Source organism: Peribacillus simplex (genome assembly GCF_900156045.1).
Lineage (GTDB): Bacteria > Bacillota > Bacilli > Bacillales > DSM-1321 > Peribacillus > Peribacillus simplex_D.
The window spans coordinates 1103462-1118438 of record NZ_FTMX01000001.1 but is presented as its reverse complement, the minus strand read 5'-3'; the positions used below and the strand labels follow the sequence as shown (position 1 = coordinate 1118438).

General features: G+C 40.0%; 14 protein-coding genes and 1 other RNA gene. 1 reads left to right on the top strand and 14 read right to left on the bottom strand.

What is annotated here, in order from left to right; genetic code table 11:
- Positions 1-66 precede the first annotated feature (66 nt).
- The 10 genes from BW986_RS05380 to BW986_RS05325 form a co-directional block, all read right to left on the bottom strand.
- Positions 67-1983 (bottom strand): ATP-dependent DNA helicase, encoded by a 1917-nt coding sequence (locus BW986_RS05380; protein WP_076365763.1) that lies wholly within the window; start codon positions 1981-1983, stop codon positions 67-69.
- A 224-nt stretch (positions 1984-2207) separates the two neighbouring features.
- Positions 2208-2408 carry a cold-shock protein gene (locus BW986_RS05375; protein WP_034307871.1) on the bottom strand — a complete coding sequence of 67 codons (201 nt, stop codon included), beginning with the start codon at positions 2406-2408 and terminating at the stop codon, positions 2208-2210.
- 193 nt (positions 2409-2601) lie between these two features.
- The gene (locus BW986_RS05365; protein WP_076365759.1) at positions 2602-3750 is read right to left on the bottom strand and encodes a THUMP domain-containing class I SAM-dependent RNA methyltransferase; all 1149 of its coding nucleotides are present in this window, start codon (positions 3748-3750) and stop codon (positions 2602-2604) included.
- 610 nt (positions 3751-4360) lie between these two features.
- Positions 4361-4750: RNase P RNA component class B (rnpB, locus tag BW986_RS05360), an RNA gene on the bottom strand.
- An 80-nt stretch (positions 4751-4830) separates the two neighbouring features.
- On the bottom strand, positions 4831-5142 hold the full coding sequence (gene gpsB / locus BW986_RS05355; RefSeq protein WP_076365757.1) for a cell division regulator GpsB: 312 nt from the start codon (positions 5140-5142) through the stop codon (positions 4831-4833).
- Between the two features lie 202 nt (positions 5143-5344).
- Positions 5345-5896: an SLOG family protein gene (locus BW986_RS05350; RefSeq protein WP_076365755.1), complete on the bottom strand. Its 552-nt coding sequence runs from the start codon at positions 5894-5896 to the stop codon at positions 5345-5347.
- A 64-nt stretch (positions 5897-5960) separates the two neighbouring features.
- Entirely contained in the window at positions 5961-6500 is a 540-nt protein-coding gene (locus tag BW986_RS05345; protein WP_260320735.1) for a CotD family spore coat protein, read from the bottom strand.
- Between the two features lie 452 nt (positions 6501-6952).
- Complete coding sequence (locus BW986_RS05340; protein WP_076365753.1) at positions 6953-8209, bottom strand: ribonuclease H-like domain-containing protein; 1257 nt, start codon at positions 8207-8209, stop codon at positions 6953-6955.
- 29 nt (positions 8210-8238) lie between these two features.
- Entirely contained in the window at positions 8239-10515 is a 2277-nt protein-coding gene (locus tag BW986_RS05335; RefSeq protein ID WP_076365751.1) for a DEAD/DEAH box helicase, read from the bottom strand.
- Positions 10516-10862: 347 nt separating this feature from the next.
- Positions 10863-11624 carry an alpha/beta fold hydrolase gene (locus BW986_RS05325; protein ID WP_076365747.1) on the bottom strand — a complete coding sequence of 254 codons (762 nt, stop codon included), beginning with the start codon at positions 11622-11624 and terminating at the stop codon, positions 10863-10865.
- Between the two features lie 140 nt (positions 11625-11764).
- On the opposite strand from BW986_RS05325, the gene BW986_RS05320 reads away from it, so the two are divergent.
- The gene (locus BW986_RS05320; protein ID WP_076365745.1) at positions 11765-12217 is read left to right on the top strand and encodes an Hsp20/alpha crystallin family protein; all 453 of its coding nucleotides are present in this window, start codon (positions 11765-11767) and stop codon (positions 12215-12217) included.
- A 68-nt stretch (positions 12218-12285) separates the two neighbouring features.
- Here BW986_RS05320 and BW986_RS05315 read toward each other — a convergent pair whose 3' ends face one another.
- The 4 genes from BW986_RS05315 to BW986_RS05300 form a co-directional block, all read right to left on the bottom strand.
- Positions 12286-12870, bottom strand: coding sequence for a YppG family protein (locus BW986_RS05315; RefSeq protein ID WP_076365743.1), 585 nt, complete (start codon positions 12868-12870; stop codon positions 12286-12288).
- A gap of 77 nt (positions 12871-12947) precedes the next feature.
- Entirely contained in the window at positions 12948-13316 is a 369-nt protein-coding gene (locus BW986_RS05310; RefSeq protein WP_081395498.1) for a YppE family protein, read from the bottom strand.
- 69 nt (positions 13317-13385) lie between these two features.
- Positions 13386-13661 (bottom strand): hypothetical protein, encoded by a 276-nt coding sequence (locus tag BW986_RS05305; RefSeq protein WP_076365741.1) that lies wholly within the window; start codon positions 13659-13661, stop codon positions 13386-13388.
- Positions 13662-14017: 356 nt separating this feature from the next.
- Positions 14018-14965, bottom strand: coding sequence for a DUF2515 family protein (locus BW986_RS05300; protein WP_076365739.1), 948 nt, complete (start codon positions 14963-14965; stop codon positions 14018-14020).
- Positions 14966-14977 lie beyond the last annotated feature (12 nt).

Here is a 14977-nt window from a genome sequence, read left to right as displayed (position 1 = left end):
ATAAATAAATTAAAATAAAATAAGAGCCAAGGGGCACCTTGGCTCTTATTTTGGACTGGACTTTAGTTAAAGCGTTACAGGAAGAATGGATACAATCTTCTCTTTCACCTGTTCCGAAAGATCCTTTTCGGTCAAAATCTGGACTGTTCCCGAATCATTGCTCGTCCTGATCAATCGCCCTATTCCCTGGCGCAATCGAAGGAGCATGTATGGAAGATCCACTTCTTCGAATGCGTCGGTAACCGAGTTGCGTTTGGCCTCGAAAACCGGATCTCGTGGCGGGAATGGAAGGGAGTGTATCACTACATTTTGTAATGAAGGTCCTGGAACATCAAGCCCTTCCCATAAATGATAGGAGAAAAGGACAGATTGCTCATCCTCTTGGAACTTCTTAACAAGCTCGCTGATTTCCGCTTCGCCTTCAAAATAAAATGGATAAGAAGATATTGGGCAGTTTTCCTTGAACCAATGCAATTCTTCTTTTGAATGAAATAACACTAGTGTTCGACCTTCATTTTCCTCGATCGTCTTCATCGTATATTGAAGTTTTGCCAATTGATCTCCATTTTCGAAGACCGGCATGTTCAATTTCATGACTTCATCGTAATCAAATGGTGATTCAACGGAGAAGCTGTCATACTTTTCTATCCCTAAACTATCTGCAATATATTGGAAGGATTTATTATCTGATAATGTTGCCGATGAAAAAATGTAAGGGATTTTTTTAGAGAAAACCTGTTCAGACAAAATATCCTGTACAAGCCTTGGCATGATGACCAATGTTTTGGTCATTTCATTTTCTTCAAACCAGGAAACGGCCTGCTCATCCTTCACAAATAGAGAAAGTGAGTAACCCAGCTGCTCTAAATATTCTTCCGTCACTTTTAAATCATAATCATTGATCGTGTACATTTCCGCTTCAAAAACAAGGTTCTCCTCTAACTCTTCAACCTTTTTGTGAAGCTTTTGCGCAAAGTTTGTTATTTCTTTGGACATCGGAATTTCGTAACGATTAGATCCACTGACATGTATCGCTTTTTCATCCAACAAATCAAAAAACTCTTCATTGATATCAATTAAATCCTCAATGATGTATAAGGTTTCTTCACGAACCTGATTGGCTGTAAGCAATTCTAAAACTGAAGCAAGGGTCTGTTCCCCAACTTTATAAGTTAAAGCCTTTTGAGCAGCAAATTCCAATAGGTGACCTTCATCAAAAACAACGCAGCTATGATCAGGCAGCAATGGTAACTGTCCTTCACGCTTACGCTTTTCCTTAGTCCATACATGCTCCATGAAGAAGTCATGTGAACAAATGATCAAATCACTTGATTTTCGGTAGTGGTCACGTGATAGGGTTTGCCCACACCGATGGCGTTTATCACAGGTAAAACAGTTTTGGAGTTGATCCCAGCCAACTTTAGACCAGTCTTCATCATTTAAATATGGATACTGTTTACGGTCCCCATATGCTGTATAGGCGTTCATGGATGAGTTATCATGGACAAACTTGGGAAGTTCATCATATAACTGATCTATTCCCTCGGAATCTTCATGATTCACTGCGTAATCCAATTTTTTAAGACATACATATTGATCATGATACTTGGCAAGCCGAACATCCACTTCAATACCTAAAGCATTCTTGATTTTTTGGATGTCGCCTTCCTCTTTGACAAGCTGTTCAATCAACGTTTCATCTGCACACGAAATAATTGCAGGTTTATTCGTATATCTCGCATAACAAATCGCATATAGTAAATAGACCAAAGTCTTACCGGTCCCTACCCCAGCTTCAGCAAAACTTACATTCTTTTCTTTAAAGGCCTTTTCTAACTGAAAAGCCATGAAGATTTGTTCGTCACGCAGCTCAAATCCTTTTTCGGGAAGAATATCGTAAAAAACATCACCGATCCATTCTGAAAGCTTATCGTAAAAAGAATCTTCCTTTGTTACCGAAAAAGGCAGTGTTTTAAGCATCATGGTCTCCCCTTTTATCTATCATCAGTATATAGTATCCGAATCATTACAATCTTAGGCAAAAGTATATTATCCTTTATTTCACATTAATAGTCAAGATATTTACCAACCATCAGAAATGATACGTATTATGTATGTTTTTTTATGTATGCTGCCAGGTTACCCGATTCGTAAAATAAAAGACAGGCTCCAAAAGAGAGCCTGTCTGTAAATAATATAGGGTTGAATTAAGCTTTGTTTACGTTTGATGCTTGTGGTCCACGTTGACCTTGTTCTACATCAAATGTAACGTCTTGGCCTTCTTCAAGTGTTTTGAAACCTTCGCCTTGGATAGCTGAGAAATGTACGAATACATCGTCTCCACCTTCACGTTCGATGAATCCAAAACCTTTTTCTGCGTTAAACCATTTTACTTTACCTTGTTCCATTTTTGTTGCCTCCTAGTGTGTTCTCCACACATTATATTACTATCCTTGCTCAAGAGAATATTAAGGTATTCCTTAAATCTGAACAAAAATAATTCATTATTAGAATAACAGAAAAGGAAATGATAAGCAAGACTGGAACCTATTATGAATAAATCGTCCTGACCATCAAAATCCTCCATTATATTCTACCTACTTATTCACCTTGAGGCTGTCTTGGCGGCCTTTTCCCCCAATATTGATAAAGGTCAGCACGGATGAAACCATTGAACAATTTCCTTTTTTTCGTTGCAGGCTTACCGTAATGCTGTTCGAAGTCAGGATTGGAGGTAATCATGTATACTGACCATGTATCAAGCTTCTTGAAGGCTGGGCCCATTTCCCTATACATTTGCTCAACCGCTTTTTTCTCACCAAGACGTTCTCCATAAGGCGGGTTTCCGACAATTACACCATACTCTTTCCTTGTCGAGATATCCCTTACCTGCATTTGTTTGAATTCAATCAGATCACCAAGACCCGCTTCAAAACTATTCGCTTTAGCTATATCGACCATTCGATGGTCAATATCACAACCGGTTATGTCCAAGTACTGATCATAATCGGCTAAATCTTCAGCCTCGATCCGCGCTTCATCCCAAACCTTGCTGTCCATCCATGCCCAGGTTTCAGATACGAATTCCCTGTTAAACCCAGGTGCTATGTTCTGCCCTATTAAGGCTGCCTCAATGGGAATCGTTCCAGAGCCACAAAATGGATCTATGAAAGGTTTATCCGGTTTCCAATTGGTCAGCATGATTAAGGCAGCCGCCAATGTTTCTTTTAGGGGTGCCTCCCCCTGCCCTGTCCGATATCCCCGTTTATGCAATCCTGCACCTGAAGTATCTATGGTAAGTGTCACTACATCTTTTAAAATAGATACTTCAATTTTAAATAAAGGACCAGTCTCTGCAAACCAGGACACTTGCTTATATTTACTTTTCAATCTATCAACAATCGCCTTTTTGACTATAGCCTGACAATCAGGGACACTGTAAAGCTTTGACTTAACGGATTTTCCACTCACGGGGAACTCTACATCGGCTGATAAGTAATCTTCCCAATTCAATGCCTTTGTTTTTTCAAACAACTCATCAAATGAATATGCTTTAAATTCTGCGACTTTAATTTTCACCCTATCGGCACTGCGCAGCCATAAATTAGAGCGGGCAATGGCGGATTGGTCCCCTTTATATGTGATTTTACCATTTTCGACTTGACAATCGTAACCAAGATCCCTTACCTCCTTGGCAACAATTGATTCCAATCCCATTGCTGATGTTGCGATAATATCGAATTGTTTCATTAATCTTGCACCTTCTTTCCATTAATCCAAATCAATGGCCCCTTTTCCTGAATTTCTTCATTTATGTATTTAAGAATCAGGCATTGATTTTTATCTTTCAGTTAGAATTCTTCATTGTTTGCCCCAGCTTATTTCATGATCATGTAGCGAGAAAATTTATTAATTGCCCTGAAATAAAACTTTACTCAATTATCCATGTACCTTAAGATACACGCTGCAATCATATGATTGAAATCATCAATACTCATTATGTATGCTGCCCATCCATTATCATTAAATTTGAAGTTTTCCGTCTTGATACCTTCATTTTGAGCTAACAGAAGGGTTCGGGAACCTTTATAAATAGGATACCCAGAATCAAGGAAATGCTTTACATTCCAACACTATTTTTAATAACGTTTCCGACAGACTTCTTCAAACCCATTTTCTTTCCGCTTGACACTTTTCGAAATGGAATGAAAAACTTGCCAAGTTCTAAGTTTAACACAGCGGTGTTTCAGAAAACGAAAAACAAATGGAAATGCCCAATCTTTTTATAATCTGGCAATCTCCATAAACAAAAACTCCCCTTTTAAAAGGAGAGTTGTGCTTTTGGTGTAATATGATAACGTTCTGTAAGCCATGTTTTGTTCCTCAGTACTGCAAGCGACTCGCGTCTCGTACTTCGGCGGTAATCATCTATCTACAGAAGCATATGCTTCTGTCCTTCTCCTCGTTCAATTCCAAGGAAGAAAGCGCCCCTACCATTAATTTGGGTTTCTCGCTCGTGGGGTTTACCTCGTTCCACCCTTTACATTTCTATAAAGGCTACGTCACTGTGGCACTTTTATAGGTATTCATGCCATATCCAAAAGGACTTAGGCATTTTCCCAGCCGTCAGCAATCCAAGATTGCTGCCCAAGCTTATTTTTTCGCCAGGCACGAACACTACGGACATCGCAGTCCGTGCGAGCATGGACTTTCCTCTACTGCATAAATGCAGCAGCAATTACCCAAACGTTAACATAACATAATTGATTATACTCCATTATTCATGAAAAAACAATACCAAAATAATTTTTACTTTTAAAATGCAAAACCTCAGTCAAAAAGCTTATTACCAAAAACATGCTTTTCCAAGTTGGATAACCGTTTAAGGATGTCAAAGTTAGTGGTTCCCGGAGTGGCACTTGGAGCAGGTTGATTTGGACGTTTTGTACTCTCTTCGGCTAGTTTTTTCAATTTAAGATTTTCTTGTTTAAGATCTTCGATTTCCTGATGGAACACTTCATAATCTTTAATGATCAGATCCAGGAATTGATCCACATCTTCAGGTTTATAACCGCGCATGGCTGTTTTAAAATCTTTTTCAAGAATATCTTTAGCCGTTAATTTTATCTTATCGGATAGCATAAGACTTCACCTCAATACTTTCGCCAATACAATCGACTTTTTATTATTTTTTCAAATCTGCTTGGGTTTGTCAACGAAACACCTTTTTGTATGCATACTGTTTAGTGAACGATATGTATTCCCATTAAATATGTATCTAAATTTCATAATAATATGATTATGCTTTAGAAACAACTTTTAAACCATAATTATTTTCACTCCATCATTCTTCGGACCAGTTCGCTTCTTCCGCAGCCAGTTGCAGATCATCAAAGTTTATCTGAAAGATGGGGTATGGCTGTGTTTCGGCTTTTTTCATCGCCTCGAAATAAGGATATCGGGATGACCCTTCTTTTTCAGCTTCAAAAATGATGAGCATGGCATCGCTCTTATGGACCATATACCTATTTTTGATTTTCAGTTGTTGTGGCCCTTCATATGGTTTATTGAAAATGGACTCAACAAAATCGGCACGGGCCAATATGGATCGGTAATAATCTTGATTCGTCTCGTTCCATGACTCTTCCTGTTTCAGGAAAGGAGTAAGCACCCCTAATTTAAGCTGAGGATATTCCTCCTGTAATTCGAACACCACTTCTGCACCCCATAGTTCCGTACCCAACTGACCTGAGATGATCACCCATTCCAGCCCATCTTCCGCCAATGGAAGGAGACGCTGCTTCATCGCTTTCTTTATATATTTTACGGCTTCATGGTCATTTTTGAATATCCCGAATTCAAAAGCCTTATAGCCCGTCATATACAAAACCTTCATCGCTTGACAAATCTCCTTTTAACATGATTATGTAAGAAAACAAGGGCTTAATAAGCCCTTATTTTTAATATCCGAAATTCCCAGGCGGACAGCATGGGTTTTGCGGCGGCCTTCCACAAATCAAGTGTTGATTATAGCACTCGTTCACCACGGATTGAGTATGCGGGAAATAATGTTTAAACGTGTTCACATGCTTATTGACATTTGTAGTATGTGATGGATGAACGACAGGAATCACTGTGTTCGATACATTCGTATTGACAAATTGCTGTGTTGGAGAGACTTGCGCTGGGGCAACTTGAGATGGAGATGTTTGTGTTGGACCATATTGCGCTGGAGACACAGCAGATGGACCATATTGCGCTGGAGACACAGCAGATGGACCATATTGCGCTGGAGATACAGCCGATGGACTATAGGCTCCCATTACGTTAGAGTTTTTACCGGTTGACGCTCCCATTACATTAGAATTTTTACCGGTTGATGCGCCCATTACTCCAGGTGCGTTCCCGTATGCGCCCATTACATTGTTGGATGCTCCCATTACATTGTTGGATACTCCCATTACATTGGGTTTATTTCCTCCACAATTACGAAAATACATTTATAATTCGTCCCCTTTCATCATGATAAGTTTAGTCTTACCATTACAGACTATGAAAAAAAGGGGATACGTGTACTGATGAAATGACCTAATTATACAGAATAAGTATAAAACGATGTATGGCTGTCGATAAGTACACTATTAATTAATGCTATCCCTTCAAATGTACTGAGGGTAATTTTCTACAAAAAGGAATAGAGACTATCTTTTAATGAAGTAAATAAAACAATCGTTAAACAAAGGACAACAAAAAATAGAAATAAAGTCGTTTTATACATTTCTTCGCTCCGCTTTCACCTTGAATTTATGATGTAAAGGAATGAAATGAACGCTTCGGAATTTCACCCTCAACTCTTTCCATTTTACACATAATAGTTGAAGGCTACAATAATTGTATACATATTTTTTATTTTCAGCCTTTTGCACTAAAAGACCAATTCATTTCCCATATTTCATATAGTAATTCGATTAAATTGCTCTTTCTTTTCAAGCCGATGGATCCTCTTTTCCAATTCCAACTTTTTTTTCCCTGGCAGGGTCCCTTCACTCTCCATCTCCTGAAGTGCGATTATTGAACATTTTAGGGCAAGACCGACGTCCTTAAATTGATGTTCATATAATTTTGCACATTCTATCTGTGCCTGTATCCTTATTTGCACATTTCCTTTTAAGGCGGCTTCCTTCCATATTTCCAAAGCTTCATTGAATAGTTTTTGCTTCTTCTTCTGGAAGGCTAAGGCATGGCCAGCTATTATACGATCTTCCTCATTTCCTGCTTCCAATATTTTTTGATATGTCTCAACTGACTCCTCTTTTTTTCCCAAATAAGCGAGCCATCGTGCAATTTCCATGGACTCTTCCGTATATCCATCGATTTGGAGGATTTTTCGGGACAAATGAATATACAATGTGATCAGTGATAAAATATCCAATTCATTATGCTTCATGATCCCAAACAGAATTTCCGGATTCTTCCGCTCAACAAAATCAAAATAAATCATCGGCGCCAAATATCCAGGAATATCATCCTCCCTATATACACCTAGAATATCTGTTTCGACTGATGATAATTTCACTCGTTCCAATTTGTTTCTCCAAAGGCGTCTTGAAGCATGATATAAATCGAAATGTCCGAATTCCGGCAGTTTTGGTACATGCTCTTTTATCAAGGTATGTCTGGTTTTTAGCTGGGGCCAATCAAAGGATTTACCATTATATGTGACAAGCGTTTCGTAATTGATGTTTTCCAGAAAGCTTTGATACAGCGGGATTTCACTTCCAGGCTGCGGAAGGATATGTTGCTTCACGACTACTTCTTCACCTTCTAAATAAGCATAGCCAAGTAAAAAAATGGTATTGCCGGCTCCGCCTCCTAGCCCAGTTGTTTCCGTATCGAAGAAAAACAGATCTTCACTTTTAACGCCCTTAGCGGATAGTGGATGCTCCAATGAAGTTTGATTCCACTCTTTTACAACCTTTTTCAGCTCGGAAAATGCATATAATCCGTGTTTGTGATTTATTGGATAGCGGACTTCCCTAATGAAACAATAGTCACCATCGAAATGAAAGGAAACGGTATCGTTCTCCAGCCACTTTTCATAGTAAGGAATTTCTTCATTCACTGTCCGTTCATCTTCTTCTACGGGAGAAGGATGTTTCCCTAGGTTCATATGCGTTTTCATACGGTTCAATTTATTTTTTAAAGACATGAAATTACACCTCTCTTCACTGCGCTCTATTAATGTTTTTGCTTACAAAATTGACCCAATAATTGCTTGGCATCACTCTTGGCTGTTTTCGTTGCGGATTCCGTCCCGATACAGGAAGGACAGCCGCCTTCACAAGCGCAATTTTCGATCATTGATATTGTTTCAAGCAGAATGACTTCAGAGTTTTCATATACTTTATCACTTAACCCTATGCCTCCCGGATAACTATCATAGATAAAAATGGTCGGCTTTTCATTATGTGCTGCCTTAACCTGCGGATAAACATGAATATCATGCGGATCGCACATAACATGTAGCGGAATCATGTAATTAAGAGCATGGGAGGCACCAATCATACCTTGTTCTATCCGATTTTCGTCCCACTTAAATATATCGGGATCCATGGAAAGCATGGCTGAACTCGTGTGCAGTTCCATCTCCGGGAGACTGATTGGTCCTGAACCAATATTCTCATGAGTTTCGAATTTGATTTTTTTGAAGATTGTAGGCATCGCCCGGATTGCGACATCACCAAAAGCAGCTGCTGTGGAAGCGAAAGTTCGCTGTTTATCGACTTCCAATACAGACAACTGAACAGCAAGGTTAGCATCCGTATAATAATCCACATTGACTTCACGTACATAAGCTTTCTTTTCATCCCAATCAAGTTCTTCCACCTGAAATTGAATTCCCTGGTGCAAATAAATGGCTTCATCGTGGAGGAGGGTCATTGCACTGAACGTATCCATTTCCCCTATGACCCGATTAACCGGTGCATTCGTTTGGTCGATGATCACGACATTTTCCTGTGCTGCTGAACGAAGGCTGATATTGCTTGCAGGGAAAGCATCATTCATCCAATGCCATTTGTCCCCATTCAAGTGTAAGACCCTCTCTTCCGTAAGGAATTCAAGAACGTCCATAATCTCTGTTTTCCCGAAGGTATCGCCTTTTTTAAATGGCAGCTCATATGCTGCACATTTTACATGATCAACCAAGATCAATAGATTATCCGGATTGATTCTTGCAGTTTCTGGATTTCTGGTAAAGAAATATTCGGGATGCTGTACGATATATTGATCAAGGGCACTAGAACTGCCAACCATGACGATCAATGCTTCACCATGCCTTCTACCTGCTCGTCCCGCCTGTTGCCAGGCACTCGAAATGGATCCCGGGTAACCAGTCATTATGCAAACCTGAAGCTGGCCGATATCGACACCCAACTCAAGTGCATTTGTGGAAACCACTCCATAAATGGAACCATCCCTGAGTCCTTGTTCAATTTCTCTGCGCTGTGTTGGCAGATATCCACCGCGATAGCCCCTGATCGATTTTGGCCCCAATTGCTTTGACACAAGTTCCTGTAAATATGTCAATAGAATTTCCACACGAACCCTGCTTCGCGCAAAAACGATCGTTTGAATTTTATTTTTCAAAAATTCATTTGCAAGTTTCCTGACTTCCAAAACCGCACTCCTTCGTATGTTCAGCGGTTTATTTACTATTGGCGGATTGTAAAACACAAAATGCTTTTTCCCACTTGGGGCTCCGTTATTATCGATTAGGACCATTTGTTTTTCCGTGAGCTCTTCCGCCAACTCTTTTGGGTTATTGATCGTAGCGGAAGTACAGATGAATACAGGGTCGCTTCCATAAAACTTGCAGATCCTTTTTAACCTTCTTATGACGTTGGCCGTATGACTTCCGAAAACGCCTCGGTAAATATGAAGTTCATCGATTACCACATACTTCAAGTTTTCAAACAAAGAGACCCATTTCGTATGATGGGGCAGGATTCCCGAATGGAGCATATCAGGATTGGTGATCACGATATGTCCTGCCTGGCGGATTTTTTGCCTGATATTTGAAGGTGTGTCCCCATCGTATGTATAACTATTTATCTCAGCATCCATTTCATGAATCATTTCATTCAATTCGCTCTTTTGATCATAACTCAGTGCTTTTGTCGGAAAAATATAAAGCGCCCTAGTTTTTTCATCTTCCAATATTTTTTGAAGGACCGGCAAATTATAGCATAATGTTTTTCCAGAAGCTGTAGGTGTGACCGCTACAAGGCTATTGCCACTGACAGCAGTATCAAATGCTGTTGCCTGGTGGGTATACAATCCATTTATCCCCCGTAATTCAAGAGCATGCTTGATTTTATCATTCATTGCATCGGGAAAAGGTACATGTTTTGCCTCTTTTGCTTCAATTACTTGCCAATGTACTATATTATCTTTAAAATCCTCATTTGTTTTTAAATCATTGATGACTTCTTGTAAATTTTTTCGCAGTTTCATATGACCACCTCATACTCCTATTCTACCGAATGAACGTTCTATACAAAAGGGAAACTATTTCCTTTTTTAAAAAAGGCTGTTTTCGCTTACTTTGTTGCTATTTTCCAAGTAAAGCGGTGTGGTTGATTTCCCCTCCAGATGCTCGCTTTCCGCGGGGCGGGCGGTGAGCCTCCTCGGCGTAAACGCCTGTGGGGTCTCACCTGTCACGCTGCTCCCGCAGGAGTCTCGCACTTCCGCTCCAATCAACCTTAAATCGTTTCGTTTTAAAAACAACAATCTTTACGAAAAGAGCCTTAAAAAAAAGCTAGAAACGTCACCATCTCGTTTCCAGCCCGGACTTTTTTTATTTAATTCTTCTCGACAAAGCGAATGATTTCTTGGATTAGTTTGCTTGGGGCTTCCAACATCCCCATATGTCCGCTGCCCTTAAGTATAACTTCATTGATATGGCCCCCTTTCACAGAAAAGGTTTTATCAACGGGAATCACCTTATCCTGTTCACCAGCAACCAATAGGACAGGCAACTTCGTATCTTTTAGAACATAATTTCTGTCTATTCTGTTCCTCATGGCATGTAAAGACCCTATTGCACCAATTTCACTTGTTTTATATCCGATTTCCTTTATATGGTCAATATTGGGATCATCGGAATTAGCGAAAAGCTTTGGTATAAGTCCGTCAATGAAAGCGGGGATTCCCTCACTTTCAATTTTCTCGACAGATTTTAAGCGCCCCGCCTTTCCAGTCTCATCGTCCGGGAAAGCGGTCGAATGTACCAATGAAAAACCAGACAATTTCCCAGGAAACCTTTCTGCGAACGCCAAGGTGATATATCCCCCAAGCGAATGACCAAACATATAGACCTGTCCGATTTCCAGTTCTTCCAGAAGCGACGCAATATCAGCAGCCATATCTTCGATCGAGAAAGATCCCCCTTTTTCCTCACTTGCACCATGCCCCCGTAAATCAACGGCAATAATCCGGTATTCACCCTTTAATTGAGCAATGATGTCACTCCAATATTCATGGCTTCCGCAAAATCCATGGATAAACAACAATGTTTCATTACCTTTCCCGGTATCTATGTAGGAAAGCTTGCCATCTGTCATAATAATCCCTCATTTCCTTTACTAATCATTCAGTACCGTTATTCCCTATAGACCTGTATCTGAAACCCACAGTTCATTCACATTTCTTCATTCCCCACATAGCCTATAGGCAAAGGAATTTTTTAGAAAGGAGCACCGTGATGACCTCTTCTGAAAAAAATAATAATCGGAATCGAATAGAACCCTTTTCCCATTTCATAAACAAAATGGATCGGCTGTTTTCCGAGAGGCCCCCTAAAGGCATGCTGCAATCTCTTGACGATTTCTTCGGTTCGGCGAAAGAACGCAGCTTTCCGGTTGATGTTCACGAAACGCATTCAGAATATACCCTTACTGCCACTTTGCCCGGAATTGCACGAAGCCAAATATCAATTGATGTACTGTCCCATTCCGTAACCATATCTGCAAAGCATGTAGATAGAAAGCATAAAAATCAAGGATTGTTCCAAAAGGAAGTTTCAGCCGGTACTTTATCAAGAACCATTTCCTTTCCAAAGCCGATTGATGAAGCAAAAGTTACCGCGCGACATCGCGATGGCATCCTCACGCTTCAACTACCCAAAATCAGAGGGAATCGGATTGAAATCCATTAGGCATGAAAAAAAGCAGACTTAAAAAAGTGGCTGGTCACTTATAAGTCTGCTTTTCCTTTATTCACCATCTAAGCCTTGAAGAAGCCCCCTACTCCTTTGACCATTGAGGATACTTGAGAAACAGTATTCATCATTTGTCCGGCTGTATTCATCATCTTTGTTATATCCATGGAGCCATCTTGTGTTTTGAATTGATTCATGACCGATTTGAAACCCGATGGCTGGGGTTTTTGCATGAACTGCTGCTTAGGATATGGATTATGGGCCTGCTGCTGACTTAGCGGAGGTCTTTTAGCTGGCTGTAACGGATTGGCGAACGGACTAAAGGCTTGCGGCTGCTGATTGAGCTGGTTTGGGTGCATTTGTGCCATTGGCTGCATTACACTGTTGCCCGGATAGGCACCCACAGGCATCGCCTGTTGCTGGACTTGTTGGAATGGATGATAGGCCGCCTGCTGATAAGGATCATGATATGACGTCATATAGCCCCCTGTATCCTGGAGATGATATGGATACATAAATGATTGTTCAAGATTATGATTATTTGGCGGAGGATACGGCATTGGCTGTTGGTACCCTCCCCAATATTCCGGCATAGGTTGAGGAAACTGTCCTTGATTTGGGGAGATTTGGTTAAAACCGGATCTCATCATGTCAATGAGCCCTCCTCTTTTTTCATTACATGGTTCTGATAATATATGAAAAAAGAGGTAATAAAGTGTAGGTGTTTTTATGATAAAATCCGATCGATTTCCGTTTTTACATTATTAAGGATGAATTCGACCGATTGGACGTGGCTTTTAAATCGCTTATAACTTGTTTTAGGAAAAAATGCCTGAACGGCCACATCAGAAAGGTTATGGGCGGTTTGTTCGATTTGCTCGGGGAAAAGATGCCTGAAGTCAGTTTCTCTCATCCACTCCTTCATTCCGGTTTCCCATTCGATGCATGCGGTCCTGACGAGGTCTGCGAACGGCTTGACCTCAGAAAAGAAATCCTTTTCCTTCCCTTCTTTGCGTACACCCTCATAAATTTCATCCGCTTTGTTCGTATATTGAATTAATTGTTCTGTTAATTGCTGCATTTTTTCTTTATGCACATTAAATTCCTCCGTACAATTGTTTCCCTTAGTATAATCCAGTTCTTAATAAAATGATATTCCTCTGGCTTATACGGGCAATTCCGTAAAAACCTTTTGCTTTATCATTCTTTTTTCCGGGACAATGGAAAAGGAGTGGTTTGGAACTTCAGCATTTACCCAATAATCTTCGGCTTTCTCAATGGCTTCCTGGGCTTCATTAACTAATGTATATTGCTCCGCCCATAGTTTGCACCGCACTGTATTTACAGTTTCCCCATATGAAATTTCCAAACGATCCAGGCTGGTACTGATCTCAGCTATCATCCTTAATATCTCTTCTGTTGCGACACTTTTATTGACCATGCTGATCCCTCCCATTCTTTACCTGTACTATTCTTTTTTTTATCTGAAAGCCCTTCATGCCTGACAAAACTAGAAGGGAATCGGCAAAGAAAGTGCAATTCACTTAATTTATTATGCCCTTCGACAACAATGGCCGAATGAAGAATGAAGTTTTAAACAAGAATACAGACAGGAGGTGATTTCATGCAGTCGAATGAAAGCAGACAGCAAAAAAACGAAAAACGACAAAAGCCGCCCACTAAAAATGCAGGAACGGGAAACCCGAAACTTAGTGGAGAAAACCGCCCCTCTACGTAAGACATAAATACTGAACGATAAACAGGGAAGTCTTAATCGACGCCTTCCCTGTTTCCTTTTTATAAAATCAAATTTTTGACTATTGCAGCCGTGTGCAGCTGCTTTTGTTTATCGTCATACCAATCGGTCAAATGCGGGTCTTCTTCCCATTTAGGTTCAATGAACCATTTTTTTTTAACCCTTTTTTTCATATCCCATTGCTCTGTCTCCCCTGCTCGATGATGAATCACTGGATATACTCTCCTCAGCATCGGGGTTTCATGGTACCTAGGCTTTTTTCGATATTGTTCATAATCATATCTGGCACCCGTTGGTTCAGTCTTGCAGGAAAATTCAAAAAAGCGCGGAAACAAATCTTCGGAAAACAAAAGGCCAGCCAACCTTTTCCCCAATTCAATCCTTTTATCTATATTTCTAAAATGCGAAACCGACGAGCCATACAGTTCTCCATTGCAAGTAGGAAATAAAACGGTGCTAAAATGCATCCAGTCCTGCAGTAAAAATAATAGGGAATGAAAAACGAAAGATTGCTTTTTAATGACCGGTTCTTCAATGATGTTTTGTTCATTTATGATAAGTGCAGTGACTAATTTTTCACGATCTCCATGTTTCCAAAAGGAATACCATTCGTTCTTCATGAATTTGGTAATAAAAAAATAATGACATAAGTGAAACAAAGGACGTCCATACTTCGTCGAATAATGATAGAGAAGTAATTGCGGATACGCATCTTGGAATATTCTCCAGTTGGCTTCTTCATACGTTAGGAATAAGTGATGCCTATATTTAAGGCCCAGCAATTGGGAAAACCAAATTCCTTCAAGATCACACATATTCCAGCCTGCATTCCTAGAAACCATCCCTGCTAAAAAAGACCATTGTATTTCTGGATGCAATCTGAAAAATTGTTCATATGCTTGTGTTCTTGATATATTATCCCTATTCCCTTTAGCGGTTTGGGCTTTTATGGATTGGAGCAATTGCTTTTCCTTCGTGAACATTCGCATCTATGAGTCCAG